At 63.6% G+C, this 16874-nt stretch carries 14 protein-coding genes; 7 read left to right on the top strand and 7 right to left on the bottom strand.

Annotated features, from left to right (window positions below; all coding sequences use genetic code 11):
• Window positions 1-11: 11 nt before the first annotated feature.
• From benC to FPZ47_RS13900, 7 genes are all read right to left on the bottom strand, one after another.
• Window positions 12-2591, bottom strand: coding sequence for a benzoate 1,2-dioxygenase electron transfer component BenC (gene benC / locus FPZ47_RS13930; RefSeq protein ID WP_144952155.1), 2580 nt, complete (start codon window positions 2589-2591; stop codon window positions 12-14).
• 10 nt (window positions 2592-2601) lie between these two features.
• Entirely contained in the window at window positions 2602-3126 is a 525-nt protein-coding gene (gene benB, locus FPZ47_RS13925; protein ID WP_144952157.1) for a benzoate 1,2-dioxygenase small subunit, read from the bottom strand.
• Entirely contained in the window at window positions 3126-4508 is a 1383-nt protein-coding gene (locus FPZ47_RS13920; RefSeq protein ID WP_168209447.1) for a Rieske 2Fe-2S domain-containing protein, read from the bottom strand. The genes benB and FPZ47_RS13920 overlap by 1 nt, the downstream gene beginning before the upstream one ends.
• Window positions 4509-4797: 289 nt before the next feature.
• A complete protein-coding gene (locus FPZ47_RS13915) occupies window positions 4798-5865 on the bottom strand; it encodes a 2Fe-2S iron-sulfur cluster-binding protein (RefSeq protein WP_144952159.1) in 1068 nt (355 codons plus the stop codon).
• On the bottom strand, window positions 5862-6749 hold the full coding sequence (locus FPZ47_RS13910; RefSeq protein WP_144952160.1) for an alpha/beta fold hydrolase: 888 nt from the start codon (window positions 6747-6749) through the stop codon (window positions 5862-5864). Before FPZ47_RS13910 ends, FPZ47_RS13915 begins: the two co-directional genes overlap by 4 nt.
• A gap of 92 nt (window positions 6750-6841) precedes the next feature.
• The gene (locus FPZ47_RS13905) at window positions 6842-7897 is read right to left on the bottom strand and encodes an amidohydrolase family protein (RefSeq protein ID WP_144952162.1); all 1056 of its coding nucleotides are present in this window, start codon (window positions 7895-7897) and stop codon (window positions 6842-6844) included.
• Window positions 7898-7957: 60 nt separating this feature from the next.
• Window positions 7958-9028: a DODA-type extradiol aromatic ring-opening family dioxygenase gene (locus FPZ47_RS13900; RefSeq protein WP_144952198.1), complete on the bottom strand. Its 1071-nt coding sequence runs from the start codon at window positions 9026-9028 to the stop codon at window positions 7958-7960.
• A gap of 186 nt (window positions 9029-9214) precedes the next feature.
• Here FPZ47_RS13900 and FPZ47_RS13895 point away from each other — a divergent pair, with 186 nt between their 5' ends.
• The 7 genes from FPZ47_RS13895 to FPZ47_RS13865 all read left to right on the top strand — a co-directional run bounded on the left by FPZ47_RS13895 (window position 9215) and on the right by FPZ47_RS13865 (window position 16618).
• On the top strand, window positions 9215-9793 hold the full coding sequence (locus FPZ47_RS13895; RefSeq protein WP_168209446.1) for a MarR family winged helix-turn-helix transcriptional regulator: 579 nt from the start codon (window positions 9215-9217) through the stop codon (window positions 9791-9793).
• A gap of 369 nt (window positions 9794-10162) precedes the next feature.
• Window positions 10163-11629, top strand: coding sequence for an aldehyde dehydrogenase (locus tag FPZ47_RS13890; RefSeq protein ID WP_144952165.1), 1467 nt, complete (start codon window positions 10163-10165; stop codon window positions 11627-11629).
• A 20-nt stretch (window positions 11630-11649) separates the two neighbouring features.
• Window positions 11650-12750, top strand: coding sequence for an NAD(P)-dependent alcohol dehydrogenase (locus FPZ47_RS13885; protein ID WP_144952166.1), 1101 nt, complete (start codon window positions 11650-11652; stop codon window positions 12748-12750).
• Window positions 12751-12788: 38 nt separating this feature from the next.
• The gene (locus FPZ47_RS13880) at window positions 12789-13928 is read left to right on the top strand and encodes an alkane 1-monooxygenase (RefSeq protein ID WP_144952168.1); all 1140 of its coding nucleotides are present in this window, start codon (window positions 12789-12791) and stop codon (window positions 13926-13928) included.
• A gap of 124 nt (window positions 13929-14052) precedes the next feature.
• On the top strand, window positions 14053-15318 hold the full coding sequence (locus FPZ47_RS13875; protein ID WP_144952184.1) for an aromatic ring-hydroxylating oxygenase subunit alpha: 1266 nt from the start codon (window positions 14053-14055) through the stop codon (window positions 15316-15318).
• Window positions 15315-15836, top strand: coding sequence for an aromatic-ring-hydroxylating dioxygenase subunit beta (locus tag FPZ47_RS13870; protein WP_246133421.1), 522 nt, complete (start codon window positions 15315-15317; stop codon window positions 15834-15836). Before FPZ47_RS13875 ends, FPZ47_RS13870 begins: the two co-directional genes overlap by 4 nt.
• A complete protein-coding gene (locus FPZ47_RS13865) occupies window positions 15833-16618 on the top strand; it encodes an SDR family NAD(P)-dependent oxidoreductase (RefSeq protein ID WP_144952186.1) in 786 nt (261 codons plus the stop codon). Before FPZ47_RS13870 ends, FPZ47_RS13865 begins: the two co-directional genes overlap by 4 nt.
• The last annotated feature ends 256 nt before the right edge of the window (window positions 16619-16874 follow it).

Below are 16874 nucleotides of genomic sequence, written 5' to 3'. Positions count from 1 at the left end.
TCGGCCCGACGTTAACCCTGGTCACCGCCGGCGACGGGGAGCACGCTGCCGGTGATGTAGGACGCCTCGTCGGACGCCAGGAAGCAGATCGCCGCGGCCTGTTCGGCGAGGGTGCCGTAGCGTTTCATCAGCGAGGAGGCGACGCTCTGGTCGATGTGGGTTTGGAACCAGGCCCGCTCGGCGTCGTTGGTGGGTTCGGGAGTCCCGCGCGAGATCCGGCGCGGGGGTGCCTCAGTTCCGCCCGGGGCAGTCGCGACGACTCGGATGCCGGCGTCGGCGTACTCCATCGCGAGCGAGGCGGTGAGCGCGTTGATCCCGCCCTTGGCCGCTGAGTAAGGGATGCGGTGAATGCCGCGGGTCGCCGCCGAGGAGACGTTGACGATCACACCAGCGCCGCGTTGCACCATCGGCGGGAGCGCGGCGCGACAGCAATACAGCGTGGTCAGCAGCGAGCGGTCGATCTCGGCGCGGATCTCAGCGTCGGTGAACTCGGTGAACGGTTTGAAGTTGATCGCACCGCCGACGTTGTTGATCAGCACGTCGATGCGCCCGAAAGACGACAGCGCTTGCTGTACAAGGGTTCTGGCTCCTTGCGCGGATTCGAGGTCGACGGTGACGGCTAACGTTTGCGGCCCGACGGACGCCAGTTCGTCGGCGAGTTCCTTCACGAACTCGGAGCGGTCGGCTAGCACCAGTGTTCCGCCCTCGGCGTTGATCCGCCGGGCGGTTTGCTCGCCGATCCCTTGCGCCGCTCCGGTGACGACGGCGACCTTGCCGGCGAAACGTCCGGGGGTGAGGAGCTGCGGGCCCCGCGCCGTGAGCGCATCCGCCATGGCGCGGCGCATCGACTGCTTGGAGCGTTCGGCGTGCGCCATGATCAGCGCCCGCGCAGCCGCGTAGTCGCCGGCCTCGAACGCGTCGACGATGTCGATGTGGTCTTGGGCGACCAACGGGTGGCACCAGGTCGCGTTGCGCAGCGCTTCGCTCATCCGGCCCTTGATATCGAGGGCCTGGTAGGCCTGCAGCAGATGCTGGTTGCCAGTCAGGGTGAACAGGTAATCATGAAACGCCGCGTTGGTTGCGGTGTACTCGGCGGCGTCGACGAACCTGTCACCGTCGACGTAGGGGAGCGTCGATTCGGCCAGTAATCGGTAGCCGGCGAGCTGTTGGCTGCTCAGCCGGCCCAAGGTCAGATCCAGCGCGCCGAGTTCGAGGGCTTGCCGGGCTTCGAACACCGCGTCGGACTCGTGCATGGCCGGGTGTTCCTCGCCGATCTGGTAACCGTCTGGACTAACCGTTTCCGGTGGTTGCGGACCCGACACAGAGGCGGGCGCGCGAGGCTGTTCGCCGACCAGGGCTGGGAAAATTTCTTGTTCTGCTATCCGGCGGATGGCCTTATCGTCGTCGGTGACGGGTACCGCCCCGGCCCAGGCGCGAATTTCCCTGGCGGGCAGCACGATCTGGCCGCCGACCGCTCGGGCATCGGCTGCGGGTAGCAGCTGTTCGTCATCGCGGGTCTGCCCGGCTTGCGCGTCGAGAGGGGCCGCTTGGCCGGCAGCGGCGGCGAGTGCGAATTTCTCGTAGTAGAAGCCGGTTGGTTCGAGCCCGGCGGCGCGGAAGTGTTGACGCACGGCGTCGACCATGGGCGGCGGCCCGCATAGGTAGACCGCGACGTCGCCGTCGTAGAGGTGTTCAGTGTGGATGAGACTGGTGACGTAGGCCTTGTCCGGTCCCTTGTTGGGGGCCGAGCTGTTCGGGTCGGCGACGCAGTAATCCCAGCTGAACCCGGGCAGCTGGGCGGATGCCTGGGCCAATTCGTCGAGCGCCACGAGGTCGTCGTCGCCGGTGACACCGTAGATGAGGTGCACTTTGCGACGGTTGGACTGGCCACGCAACTTGCGCAGCATCGACAGGATCGGCGCGAGACCAGTGCCGCCGGCGAGCATCAGCGCCGGCCGGTCGGCCTCACGCAGGAAGAATGAACCGTGCGGGCCGGTGAATTCGAGGTCGTCTCCGACTATCGCCCGTTCGGTCAGATAGCTCGACATCACACCGCCCGGCGTCAGTTTGATCAGAAAAGTCAGCCGCTGATCGGCGGGCGAATTGCTGAACGAGTAGGACCGGGTGAGGCCGGTGCCCGGCACGGTGATGTTGACGTATTGGCCGGGGAGAAACGCCAATTGGTCGCGGTCGGTGACATCGATGCCGATCTTTACAGTCGTCGGTGAAAGCCGTTGCAGCGCAGCGAGCGTTGCGGTGTAGCGGGCTGCCGTGGTCTTGGCGACTTGCGAGGTACTGGCGATCTGCAGCACCAGGTCCGAGCGGGGCTTCATGCTGCAGGGCAGCACGTAACCGGCCGCGGCCTCGTCGGCGGACAGCGCGTCAGCAATATAGGTGCCCCCATCGTAGCGACCCGATTCGCACAACGCCTTGCAGGTGCCGCACGCGCCGTCGCGGCAGTCCAACGGGATGTTGATGCGCTGCCGATACGACGCGTCGGCGACGGTCTGATCGGCGCGGCAGGTGATGAACCGGGTGACCCCGTCTTCGAACGAAAGCGCGACCTGGTAGGTGGCGACCGGGACGGTCATGTCGCTACTTTCAGAAGTGGTAGACGTCGACCACGTGGTGGATGTAGTCGTTTTTCAGCACCACGGTCTTGCGCCGGATAAGTGGCTGCCCAGCAGAAAAGTCGATGGTGTAAAACGACGTACCGTAGTACGGGTCGATGGTCTGGTAGCGGAAATACATGGTGTGCCAGTTGAATCGCACGTCGACAACATCGCCGCGGCGCTCGATGACTTCGACGTTGGTGATGTTGTGGCTGGTGCGCGGCTCGGGAAGAGAGGTGGCCGAGGAACGCTCCGTGCGGATCCGGAAGATCCGGTCTTCCAGTCCGCCCTTGTTGGCGTAGTAGATCAGCGAAATGTCGCGCTGCGGGTCTTCGACCAGCCGGTCGGCGTCGTCCCAGGTTGGTAGCCAGTAGACGACGTCGTCGGCGTAGCACTCCAGCCATTTTTCGAACTCACGGTCATCGAGATAGCGGGCCTCGCGGTAGAGGAATTGTTCGACCATGTTCTGGGTGATCAATTTCCCACCGGTGTCGGTGTTCTGCGCGGTAGTCATCAGACATGCTCCGTCTGCTGGGCCGCTTCCCGGGCGAGCGCGGCCTGCATGGTCTGCAGCCAATAACCGTGCTGCGCCAGGTAGAGACCCTCGTCCTCGTTGCGGGCGCCGGATGAGATAATCTGATCCATGCCAAGCGATTCGGCGACCGGGTCTGGGCCGGATAGCCAATGCTCGGCGCCGCGGCTCATGTCGTTCCACGGCGCGGCGCTCGCGTGAAATGCGCGCTGGCAGGAGCGGAACTCCTCCAGGTCGTCCGGCGTGGCCATACCGGAGGCGTTGAAGAAGTCTTCGTATTGGCGGATGCGGTGCGCCCGGTCCGCCGGGCTCTCACCCTTGGGGGCGACACAGTAAATGGTCACTTCGGTCTTCTCCGGCGCGACCGGCCGGAAATGTCTAATCTGCGTCGACATTTGGTCCATCAGATAGACATTGGGGTAGATCCCCAAGTTGCGGGAGCCCTTGATCATGAACTCACCCTTAGCCGCACCCAGGGTGGCTTTCAACTCGCCGATCCTGTCCCACAGCGGCCGGTCCTGCGGATTCGGCACCCAGGTCCACAGGCACACATGCCCGTTCGGGAACGACCAGTAGCCGCCGCCGTGTTTACCCCAGCTACCGGCATCGAGCACCTTGGTGTCGGTTTTGGATTCACCGCTGGACCGCCGCGACGTGGTGGCCACATAATTCCAGTGCGTGGCCGAAACGTGGTAGCCATCAGCCCCGTTTTCGGCCTGCACCTTCCAATTGCCGTCGAAGGTGTAGGTCGACGAACCCCGCAGCACCTCCAGGCCGTCGGGGGCCTGGTCGACGAGCAGGTCGATGATCTTGGTGGCGTCGCCAAGATGCTCGGTCAACGGCAGCACGTCGGCGTTGAGGCTGCCGAACAGGAACCCCCGATAGCTGTCGAACCGAGCGACCTTGGTCATGTCGTGGGATCCGTTGTGGTCGAAGGTGGGCGGGTAGCCGGCACCGTCGGGGTCTTTGACCTTGAGCAGGCTACCGTCGTTGCGGAATGTCCAGCCGTGAAACGGGCAGGTTAGCGTCATCCGGTTGTCGGTCTTACGGCGACACACCATCGCGCCGCGGTGCGCGCACGCGTTGATCAGGCAGTGCAGTGCACCGCCCTTGTCGCGGGTGATGACCACCGGCTGGCGGCCGATGTAGGTGGTGAAGTAATCACCCGGGTTGGGCAGTTGGCTTTCGTGAGCGAGGTAGACCCAGTTGCCCTCGAAGATGTACTTCATCTCCAACTCGAAGACCTCGGCGTCGGTGAAGATCCGGCGGTTGACCTGGTAGCGGCCGGCCTGCGGGTCTTCGATCAACGCGTCGGCGAGGACGGTTGCGAGGTGGTCGAGGTTCTCGGTAATCGGTGCGCTCATCATTGCCTCCAACGGGGGGTGTGCTGCAACCATCGCACGCGGTGGCGCCCATCACACTAGGTAAATTGCTAGCGTTAACCTAGCATTGTTCGTCGGCAGATATCGCCGCTAGCAGCCATTATGACGCGGTAGCGAACAACGCGAGCCGAATTGTTCGACACGCTTGCGCCGCGCTGGTTGAGATGCCGGGAGTATCTGGCAGTTTCGGCTGTATTTGACGGTGGCTTCCGGTGCTGCCGGCCTTCAGTCGCGGTGGGTTGGCGTCACACCGTCTCGGTGAGGCGCAACGTCACAGTGTTTGCGCGGCACCGGGGATGCGAGTGACAAACCGATCGGCGTAGAAATGTCGCGGGTCGGCTCGGATCTCGTGCAGAGCGGCTTCTAGCGCGTCGATCATCACCGGTGGGCCGCACGTGTACACGTGGCAGTCGTGCACGAACTGGTTCGGCAACTGGCGCAGCACGTCGGTGACGAACCCGCGAGCACCCGCCCAGGTCGACTCCGGTGACTCTTCCGACAGGATGGCCCGGAATTCGAATTGCCCATCCCATGAGCGTTCCAGTGCGTCTAACTCCTCCAGACAGTATAAATCGCGCTGTGTTCGGGCCCCGAAGAGTAAAACGGTCTGACGCTTACAGCCTTGGCGCGCGGCGTCTTCGAGTAGGGCCTTGATTGGCGCGAGTCCGCTGCCGCCAGCGACGCACAAAATGGGTTCGTCAGCCGGGCGCAGCCAGAGATCGCCGAACGGGCCGGCCAGTTGCAGTTGCGCGTTTTGCCTGTTGTTTTCGAACAACCAGTCGCTGAATTGCCCCCCCGCCACGTGGCGGACGTAAAAGGTCACGCGGCGCCGGTCCGTTTCGCCCGGAGCGGTGGCAAAGGAATACGACCGGGGGCCCGTCGCTCCGTCGATGCGGAGTTCGGCGTATTGGCCGGCGGTGTAGTCGAGGTCTTTGTCAAGGGTCAGTACGATTTCGGCGATATCGTGGGTGAGCGTCCGGTGTGAAGAGATCACAGCATCGGTGTGTATGAGGGGGTGCTCTGGCATGTCGGCCAGGCCGGCTACGTCAAGTTCGACGGACGTCCGAGCAATGCTTTGGCACGCCAGGATGTAGCCGTCACGCAGTTCTTGTGCACTTAAAGTGATCGCGGAATCGACGATTTCGCGCACCTTGCCGTGGACGAGCTTGGACTTGCAGGTGCCACACGTCCCAACGGTGCAGCTGTGCGGGAATGGGATACCGGCGGCCAATGCCTCGTTGAGGATGGAATCTTTCCCCGGTACCTCGAACACCTTGTTGGTACCGGTGATCGTGGCAGTGCGCGGTGCGTGACTTTTGGCGCGCGAGAACAGTTTCACGATGGCCTCTTCTTGAGCTGATCAGCAAGCAATGATTGCTGTTCGTCGGCGAGGAAGGAAGCGACGAGATGATTGAACTCCGCCGCATGCTCAATTTGTGTCCAGTGCCCGCATTGTCCGAACATATGGAGCTGAGCGTTGGGGATCAGCTCGAAGAGCTTTCGGGAGGTGTCGGGAGGGATGACCCGGTCCTCGCGGCCGTGGATGATCAAAGTGGGGCACTGGACCCCGCGGATCGTGTTCTCGTCGGTCGACATCGCGTCGAGCCAGCGCTGGCGGGGGGCGGGGAACATCGCCGCGTAGGATTCCTGGAAGCCCGGTTGAACGCTGGCCTCATAGCGTGTCGCTGCCAGCTCGTCAGTGATCAACTCACGGTTGTAGGCGAAAAAATCCATCACGCGGCGCATTGCCGGGACTGAGGGCTCATAACCCCAGACCGCCTCGAGTCCCTCCGTCATCAAGAAAGGGACCCCGACGCTGCCCATCAGCACCAGGCGCCGAACCTGATCGGGGTGTTTGGTGGCCAGCCGCAGCGCTAGCGCACCGCCGAAGCTGTTGCCCACTAGCGAATAGGACTGCAGCCCGAGCGCGGCGAGGAACCCCTCGACGTGAGTGATCCAGTTGTCCATGGTGTAGCGGTAGCCGTCGGGCCGTTGGGTGTAGCCGAAGCCGGCGAGGTCGGGCGCGAAAACATGGTTAGAGGCGGCCAGGCTGGGGATGGTCGTCCGCCAGTTGGCATACGCCGACACACCGGGCCCCGAGCCGTGCAACAACACCACAGGTGTGGCGGCCGCGTCGCCTGCGTGCAGATAGTTGGTGATGATTCCGCCAGCATCGACGGACGCACCGATGGCAGGGTTTGTGGTGTCAGCGTCGGTGGTCATAGCGAGGCATTTCCCTTCTGGTTTGCGAGGTTACCGGCGTCTTCGACGCGGCTTGTCGACCGTGAGCTGTTCGGTGCGGGTGACAACATGCGTCAAGTCCCAACTCGCGACGATTGTTTAGCCATCTCGACGCCCGAACACAGGGTGTAGGCGTTCTGGCTGGCCAGGCGCAGCTTCAGCCGGGGATCGAGGTGGGCCAGAACAACTCCGGCGGGTTGTTCGCGAGCTGCGAACGGATAGTCGGTGCCCAGTACCACGTGGTCGGCGCCGAATCGTTGTACCGCCAGCTGCAGGCTCGCGACGTCGTAAGTCAGCGAGTCACACCACAGCCGGCGTGCCACACTGGAGAGCCGCTCGGCACCCTCCGGGGTGGCGACGAGGCGCTGCCCGCGGTCCAGACGCGGTAGCAGTGCGGGAAGCGCGCCTGCCCCGTGTGCGAGCACGATCCGTGCACCGGGTGCGGCCGGCACGATACCGGCGGACAACAACGCCGCCGCGGCAGTCGCCGTTTCGGTGGGCATGCCGATCCCAAACCCCAGGCCAAGGTTGGTCACCCGCGGGTTGAGGTCGCGGTCGACCGGGTGGATGAAGATCACCGCAGACAGCGACGACGCAGCATCGAAAAACGGCCTGAACCGGACGTCGGCGAGCTCGAATTCTCCGACGCGGGTTCCGATCTCGACGCCCACAAACCCGAGCTCGGTGACACACCGGGCCAATTCTTGGATCGCCCGTGGCGGGTCCTGCAGCGGCACCGCGCCGAGGGCCAGGAACCGGTGCGGGGCCGACGCAACGGTGGCTGCCAGGAAGTCGTTCTGGGCCCGGGCCAATTCCGCCGCTCCTGCCGCCGGCTGCTCGTGGCACAAGGTCACCGGGATCGGGGAAAGAACTTGCACGGCGATGTCTTCGCTGTCCATGTCACGGATCCGAGCTGCCGTTGACCAACAGGTGTCGTCGACATTGCGATACACGTGGTCGTTGCAGATGATCTGGGCGGTGCGCTCACCGGTGCGTTCGACACGAGGAAAACATCCATGATGCGTTGCCCCGATGTCAGGCAGATCGGGATCGATCGCGTGGGTGTGGAAATCGATCGTGCCCGCGGCAAGCCCGGCAAGCCGGTCCGACCATATTGTCGGCTGCGTCATAAAATTGCACACCTTGCGGAAGTTGATCGAGCGTTGTCCATGCTGGCTGATGCCGTGGTGTCAGGGCTGATAGATCGCAAACACTTTGTTGGAGTTGAAGACGTCGGTCCCGACAAACTCCGACCACGATGGTGTCGGCGAGCCCAGTGCGTCCATGGCGCCCAGCAGCGGGAACCAGTTGAGCAGTTCCTGTTGACCCGATTCCTCCAGGTCGGACACAGATACCGCGCGCCAGGCGTCGACATCGCCGGCGGCGAGCCGGTCGTAGAGATAGCGGTCGCTGGCTGTGTCAGGCCGCAACCGGTAGGTCTTGTCACACAGGAAGGCGTGCGACCAGCTCGAGGACGCCACCAGGGCAACCCGCCATGGCGACTCGGCCATGATCTGTCCGACCGCTGCGCCCACGGCCATCATCCGCGCCGGCTGCGGTGAGGGTGGGTCGAGATCCCGTACGTCATCGAGCCGGCTGGCGAAACCCCGGTAGCTGATCACCCGACGCCCATAGCAATTGATCGGAAACGCGATGACCGGGTAGTCGAAACCCGTGCGGTGATAGTCCAGGTACAAAATGGCGTTGAGGAACGCGTGGGGAAGCCCAGGATGGTGAAGTGGCTCATATGCGTAAGCGATGTCGATACCACGGTCCAGCAGTGCGGTGACGAGATGCTTGGCAATGTCCCGGCGCCCCCGCACTTTAAACGCCGTCGTGTCGGCGGGTTCGTTCCAGGCGTTGGCGCGGCCGGCCATATTCGATGAGTGATCGGCCTGCGCCCAGGGCCGAATCTCCATGTCGTCGTAGGCCTGCACCGAATATGGGGGGATGATGTCTTCGCGGAAGTTCTCGTACTGGTCATCGCCCCATATCAGCACCACGTCCGGCGCGAACTCGTCGAGGGCCTTGCGGGCGTGCTCAAATCTGGTGACCAGGGCGGCGCGATGACCGGCCGCGGCCGAGCGGCCCTCGTCGGAACCCCATTCTCGACACATCAGTTCCGGCCAATTCGCGGGATCTTTCTGCGCAGCCGGGATGGCCGGATCGTCGAGGGCAAGTCGTAGCAGGCCGGCCATGTCCTCGTCGCGGCCGCTCAGCGGCGGATAATGTGACAACCCGATACCTAGTATCTCGGCCATTGCCGTCCTTCCTGTGGTCGCAGCCCACAAGCCCTGATAGTACAGTGATATAAATATCTAGGTCAACGAACGTTCTGTGCTAGCCTTTTCACCGAAGCCGGTGCCACCGCGAAAGTTGGAATGCAGTTGACGTCGCAACCAGCAGCTCGAAATCCTGGTGCCACGGCAGGTCGGGCTGGCTTGTCGGTGGCTCAGCAAGTCAGGCGCAGCGCGCGCGAAGCTGGCGACGATTTCGACCCGGAGGCGCTGACCGTGATGATGATGTTGTATCGCGCCGTTGCGGCCGTCGACCGCACGCACGCCGCCGAACTCGCCCCCTACAAACTGAGTCTGAGCCAGTTCCAGACACTTAGCGTGTTGCACCGGGTGCAGGAGCCGGTCACGATGGGGGAGCTCGCTGAGCTGCTCTCCGTTCGGCGCGCCAACCTGACCGGTCTGATCGACACCCTCGCGCAGCGATCCCTGGTGCAGCGGGTGCTCAATCCCCATGACCGTCGTTCGTTCTTGGTCGAGATCACCCCGGCCGCCGAAGCGTTCTTGGCTGATTTCCTGCCCCGCCACTGGCGCTTTCTTAAGGGCCTGACCAGTGGGTTGACCACTGATGAATTGCAGCAATTGGGGGCACTGCTAGACCGCTTCCAGGCCTCGATGGCAACTGCGTCGACGGCCATGCCCACGGTTTCCGTGCATGACGGCCAAGGCGCCGCGTCCCCGGCGTCGATGTCGCGACAAGGGCGCGCTAGCGCGCGGGCAACAGCGTCATAGCTGACTAAATCCTGCGCCCGGTGGCTCGCAGCGCAAGTCCGGGCCAGCTACCTGGGCATCGATTCGTTGTTTGAATTTCCCTGAACTCGCGGCTGGAAGTCGTCGTCGGCGGCAGCGTCGAGGCGGATGCGTCTGCGCCCAGCTGAGCTGAGCGAGAATCCACCGGTCACATCGACCCCGTCGTAGCGGTCTGGGAGCGGATGCCGCAGGTGTTCGCAGCGTTCTACGTCGCCCGCGGTCCCGCTTGGCAGTACTAGTTATGTGACTTGACTATTCCGGCTGATAACCTCTATCCTTGGTATGACGTAGTTCACATTGCTTAGCTCCTGGTGAGCTGGCTCATTTGCCGGCCTCGGAGAAGGGGACAACATGTCGTTGACGTATGACGCGCTGTTCATCGGTGGCGGGTGGGTCCAGTCGGCTGGGGCGACGCCGATCACGGTGGTGTCGGCCAGCACCGAGGAGGTGCTGGGGCAGGTGCCGGAGGCCACCCGGAGTGACGTTGATGCCGCGGTTGGGGCTGCGCGTGATGCGTTCGACGACCCGGCGGGATGGTCGCGGTGGGAGCCTGCTCGGCGGGCGGAGGCGTTGGAGCGGCTAGCTGACGGGCTGGATAAGCGTGCCGAGGAGATCGCGCTTCGGGTCAGCGGTCAGAACGGGATGCCGATCGCAGTGTCGCGTCAGTTGGAAGCGGTGTTCCCGGCCACTTTGTTACGCTATTACGCGGGCATGGTTCGTGATCGCGATCCCGAGGAGCGCCGCCCCGGTCTGTTTGGTGGGACAACACTGGTGCGTCGTGACCCGATCGGTGTGGTGGCCGCGATTGTGCCGTGGAATTATCCGCAGACCCTTGCCTCCTTCAAGTACGCTCCGGCGTTGGCGGCGGGATGCACGGTGGTGATCAAGCCTTCGCCGGAGACGATGCTAGATAGCTACCTGCTGGCCGAGGCTGTGCAGGAGGCCGGGCTGCCGCCGGGCGTGGTCAACATCGTCACGGGTGGGCGTGATATCGGCGCCTACCTTGTTTCGCATCCGCGGATTGACAAGGTCGCCTTTACCGGGTCGACGGCTGCGGGTCGCCAGATCGGCGAGGTGTGTGGTCGGATCCTGCGCCCGGTCACCTTGGAGCTGGGTGGTAAGTCGGCGGCGATCATCCTCGACGACGCTGATTTGGATTTGGCGACCACGGCGCAGAGCCTGTTCGGCGCGACACTGCTCAACAACGGCCAGACCTGTTATTTGTCCACCCGGGTTTTGGTGCCGCGTAGCCGCTATGCGGAGATCGTGGATGTCTTCTCAGGTTTTGTTGGGGGTCTGAATGTTGGTGACGCGCTTGATCCCGACACCCAAATCGGCCCAATGGTCAGCGCTGGCCACCGCCAACGGGTGGAAGGCTATATCGCCCAGGGGCGCGCAGGGGGCGCGAGAGTCACCGTGGGTGGGGGCCGGCCCGCGCAGTTGGAGAAGGGGTGGTTTGTCGAGCCGACGGTGCTGGCTGACGTCGATAACGCCTCTGTGGTGGCGCGGGAGGAGATTTTCGGTCCGGTGTTGTCGTTGATCGGCTACACCGATGTCGATGAGGCGGTGGCTATCGCCAATGACTCTGAATACGGGTTGGGTGGCAGCATCTGGACCAGTGATCCCGAGCGTGCGGTTGCGGTGGCGCGCCGGGTACAGACCGGCACGATTGGGATCAACAATTACCTGCCTGACCCGACCGCACCGTTTGGTGGGGTGAAGGCCAGCGGTCTCGGCCGTGAGCTCGGGCCGGAAGGGCTGGCCGCTTACGAGCAGTTGAAATCGATTTATCTGGACTCGCCGCCGTCGGCCAACTGAGCGAAATCCGAGGAAAGATCATGGCGAGTGCGGGCAAGGCCGCTGTCATCCGCGAAAAGAGCGGACCCTTTCACATCGAAGATGTCGAGGTGGGTGAGCCTCGGGCCGACGAGGTGTTGGTGCGTATCGTCGCCAGCGGTATTTGTCACACCGACATCATCGTGCGTGATCAGGTGTTGCCTCCTGGCCCACCGGCGATCTTGGGGCACGAAGGCGCGGGGGTAGTGGAGGCGGTGGGCTCGGGTGTGGGCTTGCTTGCGCCGGGCGATCATGTGGTGTTGGCGCCGATGTCGTGCAGCATGTGCCGTAACTGTCTGATCGGTCATCCGATGAATTGCGATTCTTTTACCCCGCTCAATTTTGGTGGGTGCCGTGCCGACGGGTCGACGGCCTACCACGATAGTCACGGCGGGAAACTTAACGCCCATTTTTTCGGCCAATCCTCGTTTAGCAGTCACGTTGTCGTCTCGGCGCGCAGCGCGGTCAAGGTGTCCGATCAGGCGCCGCTGGAGTTGCTAGGGCCGTTGGGCTGCGGGATGCAAACTGGCGCGGGCGCGGTGCTCCATGCGCTGGCGCCCCCTGCGGGTGCCAGCATCGTCGTCTTCGGCGCGGGTGCGGTCGGGTTGGCCGCGGTGATGGGTGCGGTGATCGCCGGTTGTGATCCGATCATTGCCGTCGACCTGAACGCGTCCCGACTAGATATGGCCGTCGAGCTGGGCGCCACCCACGCCGTGCAAGCGGCTGAGGACGCCGTCGAGCAAATTCAGGCCGTCACCGGTGGGGGCGCGGATTTCGCGCTGGATGCCGTCGGGTTACCCACGACGCTGCGGCAGGCTTTCACCGCGCTCAACGTCGGTGGCACCGCTGGCCTGGTCGGCGCCAACGCGCTGGGCCAGGAGGTCTCGCTGGATCTCATGCATTTGCTGTTCGGCCGCACGGTCAAAGGCATCATCGAAGGCGACACCGTGCCGAGCGTGTTTATTCCCCGCCTGGTCGAATTGCACCTGCGCGGACGATTCCCGTTCGACAAGATCGTAAAACGGTATCCATTTACCGAAATCAACACCGCCGTTGCCGACACCGAAGCCGGCCGGGCCATCAAATCGGTATTGATCTACTAGCCTGCGCGCGACAGTCCAGTTCAGAAGAGGAGACAAACATGGACGTTCTGCGGTATTACCTCGGAACTCTCATCGTCGGCGTTACCGCGGCCGGATTATGGCTAGGTGGCGGCTGGGTCTGGGTCGGCATCGCAACCTTCCCGATACTGATGTTCTTGGACATCGGGTTGCCGCCCGACCACAAGATCCGCAACATTCGTGCGGCCTGGCTGGCCGACGTGCCGCTGTACCTGCATCTGCCGCTGCTGGTAGGGCTGTGGACGCTGTTCGCACTGCGGTTGGGCGCTTGGACGGGGCACACCGCGGTAGCTTTGCCGGGCGGGACAGTCACGGCGGCCGGCGTTGTCGGCATGGTGTTATCTGTCGGGTGGGTTGGCGCGGTGCCCAACCTGCCGATCGCCCACGAACTCATGCATCGGCGCGCGTGGTTCCCGCGCGCCGTCTCCAAGGTGTACAGCACCGTCTACCTGGACCCCAACCGCGACGTCGGGCACAAATTGACCCACCATCTCGACTTGTGCACCGAGGCCGACAGCGACACACCTAGGCGTGGCCAGAGCATTTACGCGTTTATGTGGCAGGCGTCCTACGGGGCGTGGAAGGACGGGGTGGTCACTAGCGTCAACTGTTTACGGAAGCGCGACATGTCGGTGTTCCATCCGAAAAACGCCGTCTACGTCGAAATCGGCCTGCTCGCACTCTTGTTTGCGGCGGTGTACGCCGCAGCCGGGTTGATCGGGATGGCGGTGGCCACCGCGGCGATGGTCTTCTCGAAGCTGTTGGTGGAAGGTTTCAATTATCTTCAGCATTACGGCCTGGTCCGGGTGTCGGGATCGCCGATACGGTTGCATCACGCCTGGAACCACCTCGGGACGATCATCCGGCCGCTGGGCGTGGAGATCACCAACCACATCGAGCACCATTTTGACAGCCGGCACAAATTCCACGAACTGAAACCGCGCACGGACGCTCCGCAGATGCCCAGCGCTTTCCTGTGCTTTGTGTGCGCATTGGTGCCGCCTGTGTGGGAACGCCTGATCGCCCAGCCGCGGCTGCGGCACTGGGACGAGCAGTTCGCCTGCCCGGCTGAAAAGGAGCTGGCCATGGAGGCCAACCGAAAGGCAGGCTGGACGCAGCGGCACGTTTCGTCCCCGTCGAAGACGGCACATGCCGCCTAGCGGCAACGGCAACCGGATTCGGCGTTAATGCGCCAAGGCGCCGTTAGCCTGGTGCAGAAGAAGTAGTCGGCCGGACCGGCGTGGACGCGCGCCACCTAGCCCTTGGGGAAAGGATGAACGGATCATGATCACGGCCGCGACCCAGCTCATCGTGGACGATCCGGAGAACGGCGTGTTTCGCGTGCACCGGTCGGCGATGACCTCCCCGCAGATATTCGAAGCCGAACGCGACCTTGTCTTCGACCACTGCTGGCTGTATCTGGGGCACGAGTCGGAGATCGGCGCTCCGGGTGATTTTGTGCGACGTTCGGTAGCGGGGCGGCCGCTCATCTTCGTGCGCAGCGCCAAAACCGGGCAGATCCGGGCATTCCACAACACCTGCCCGCATCGGGGCGCCACGGTGTGTCGCGTAGATTCAGGCAACACCAAAGTGTTCCAGTGCTTCTACCACGCGTGGTCGTTCAACACCGACGGCCGACTGGTCGGAGTTCCCGACCGCCAGGGGTATGGGCCGGCGCTTCGGGTGGAGGAGATGGGCTTGCAGCCCGTGGCCGGGATGGAGTCTTATCGCGGTTTTGTGTTCGTGACCTTCGACAAATACGCCGAGCACCTTGTCGACTATTTAGCGGGTGCCCGCGATTACCTCGACCTGATTATCGACGAGTCGGAGTCGGGGTGGGAGATCATCAAAGGCTCCCATCAGTATTCGATCGACGCCAATTGGAAGCTGCTGGTGGAGAACAGCATCGACGGCTACCACGCGGTCCCCACCCACGACACTTACATGAAGTACCTGAGCTCCATGGGTATCTGTGTGGCCGGCGGGATTTCCGGGCGGGGCCGGGCATTAGGCCATGGACACGCCGTGATGGAATATGTGGCACCGTGGGGTCGGCCGATCGCCAAGTGGGAGAAGCAATTCGGTGAGTCGACGCGGCTGGAAATCGAGAGGCTGCGGGCACGGCTCGTCGAGCTGTATGGTGCTGAACGCGCCGAAAGGATGGCCGACCACAACCGCAATCTGCTGATCTATCCCAACCTGATCGTCAACGACATCCAGTCTGTCACGGTGCGCACCTTCATGCCTACCGCGGTCGATCATATGGAGGTCAACGGCTGGCATCTCGCGCCTCGGGCCGAAATTCCGCAGGCGCGGGCGCTGCGGCTGGAAAGCTTTCTGAGCTTCCTTGGCCCCGGGGGCCTGGCTACGCCCGACGACATAGAGGCCCTGGAATCGTGTCAGGACGGGTTCCGCAGCGGAGGGGTCGAGTGGAACGATATTTCCCGCGGGATGACGCGTGAGCCCGAAGCTACCGACGAGGAGCAGATGCGCGCGTTCTGGCGGCGGTGGCGTGAGCAGGTCAGCCCGCAGCGGGAGGTAGTGGCGTGACAATCGGGCAGGAGGTTGTCGAAGTCCGTACCGATGCTGCTCGTGTTCAGCGCGCCGAAGTTGAAGATCTGCTGTACCTCGAGGCGCAGCTGCTCGACGAGTGGCGTCTTGATGAATGGATGGAGCTCTACACCGACGATGCCCAATACATCATCCCGGCCAACGATCTGCCTGACCCGGCACCGGATCGTGACCTTGTGCTGGTCAACGACAACAAGGCCCGGTTGTTGGCCCGGGTGCAACGACTCAACAGCCGCAAAGCGCACCGGGAATATCCCCATGCAGCCACCCGCCATCAAGTCAGCAACGTGCGCATCCTCGATCAGTCCGGCGGTGAGATCGCCGTGAGCGCGTATTTCACGGTGTGGCGCTTTCGCAACGGGCGCGACGACCACTATGTGGGGCGCTACGACTATCGGCTGCGCCGCGCTGACAATGCCTTGCGGATCTCCTACAAGCGGGCGGTCATGGACATGACGGTCCTGCGGCCCGCCGGCGCCGTGAGCATCATCCTGTGACTGCCGGCCGCCTGGCCGGGCGCCGTGCGGTGATCACCGGTGGCGCGACGGGGATCGGATTCGGGGTGGCGCGTCGGTTCCTGGCCGAAGGGGCCGCAGTGCTGCTCGCCGGTCCCGACGATGCGGCGATGGAGGTTGCGGCGACGCGACTTCTCGCCGACGATCCCCAGCAGATGGTGGTCCGACACGTCGACGACCTGAGCCGTTCCGGGGCTGGCGAGCGACTTTCGGCCACGGCTCTTGCCACCATGAGCGGCATCGACATTCTCGTCAACAACGCGGGCGGCGGCGTGATCACCGCAACCGATCATCACACCGACGACACGATCCGGCGCACGATCGACAACAATTTGTGGACCACGCTCAACTGCACGCTGGCCATCCTTCCCCACATGGTTACGTCGGGCTATGGCCGAGTGGTCAACATTGGCGCCGAATCTGTGCGCAACGGCCTGAACGGACACGCGATTTACAACGCCGCCAAGGGCGGTGTCCACGCGTTTGCGGTGGGCCTGGCCCGCGAATACGCCGCCAGCGGCATCACCTTCAACACGGTAGCGCCGTCTTATACGCTCACCCCCGAAATCGAAGCGGCTCTGGCCGACGGGACGTTGTCGGAGGAATTCCGGTCGATCACCGACATCGCGGTCAGCCTCATCCCGATGCGACGCCCGGCAACGGTCGACGAAGTCGCCGCCGCGGTACTTTTCTTGGCGTCGGAGGAGGCCAGCTTCATCACCGGGCAAGTGCTCAGCGTCAACGGCGGAAGCAGTATGGGCTGACCGGGCCACCGGCGCGGCCGCCCCGAGTGGGATGCGTCGTAGCTGTCCGCTCGACCATGACGCGCGCGACACGCGACGCCCCTATCTGCCCCATTGGCCGCGGACGCCGCTCGATGCAGCTACACCCCTTGGCCGTCGACTTTCGGGAACCAGTTACCAGGGTAGCCGCGCCCACTAGACCGAAGTTGCGACGGGTTCCCGCGCGGAATTGAGGTGTGACCTGAGGATACTGGTTGATCAGGTCACGAAAGTGTAG

Origin of the sequence: Mycobacterium helveticum, assembly GCF_007714205.1 — a bacterium.
In the GTDB taxonomy this organism is placed as follows: domain Bacteria; phylum Actinomycetota; class Actinomycetes; order Mycobacteriales; family Mycobacteriaceae; genus Mycobacterium; species Mycobacterium helveticum.
Note: the sequence above shows the minus strand (reverse complement) of the source record. Positions and strands in the feature narration are given on the sequence as shown.

Bases quoted from the DNA above. Each gene is read 5' to 3' on its own strand.
- benC (WP_144952155.1), bottom strand. From the start codon at position 2,591: ATGACCGTCCCGGTCGCCACCTACCAGGTCGCGCTTTCGTTCGAAGAC.
- benB (WP_144952157.1), bottom strand. From the start codon at position 3,126: ATGACTACCGCGCAGAACACCGACACCGGTGGGAAATTGATCACCCAG.
- FPZ47_RS13920 (WP_168209447.1), bottom strand. From the start codon at position 4,508: ATGAGCGCACCGATTACCGAGAACCTCGACCACCTCGCAACCGTCCTC.
- FPZ47_RS13910 (WP_144952160.1), bottom strand. From the start codon at position 6,749: ATGACCACCGACGCTGACACCACAAACCCTGCCATCGGTGCGTCCGTC.
- FPZ47_RS13905 (WP_144952162.1), bottom strand. From the start codon at position 7,897: ATGACGCAGCCGACAATATGGTCGGACCGGCTTGCCGGGCTTGCCGCG.
- FPZ47_RS13900 (WP_144952198.1), bottom strand. From the start codon at position 9,028: ATGGCCGAGATACTAGGTATCGGGTTGTCACATTATCCGCCGCTGAGC.
- FPZ47_RS13890 (WP_144952165.1), top strand. From the start codon at position 10,163: ATGTCGTTGACGTATGACGCGCTGTTCATCGGTGGCGGGTGGGTCCAG.
- FPZ47_RS13885 (WP_144952166.1), top strand. From the start codon at position 11,650: ATGGCGAGTGCGGGCAAGGCCGCTGTCATCCGCGAAAAGAGCGGACCC.
- FPZ47_RS13880 (WP_144952168.1), top strand. From the start codon at position 12,789: ATGGACGTTCTGCGGTATTACCTCGGAACTCTCATCGTCGGCGTTACC.
- FPZ47_RS13875 (WP_144952184.1), top strand. From the start codon at position 14,053: ATGATCACGGCCGCGACCCAGCTCATCGTGGACGATCCGGAGAACGGC.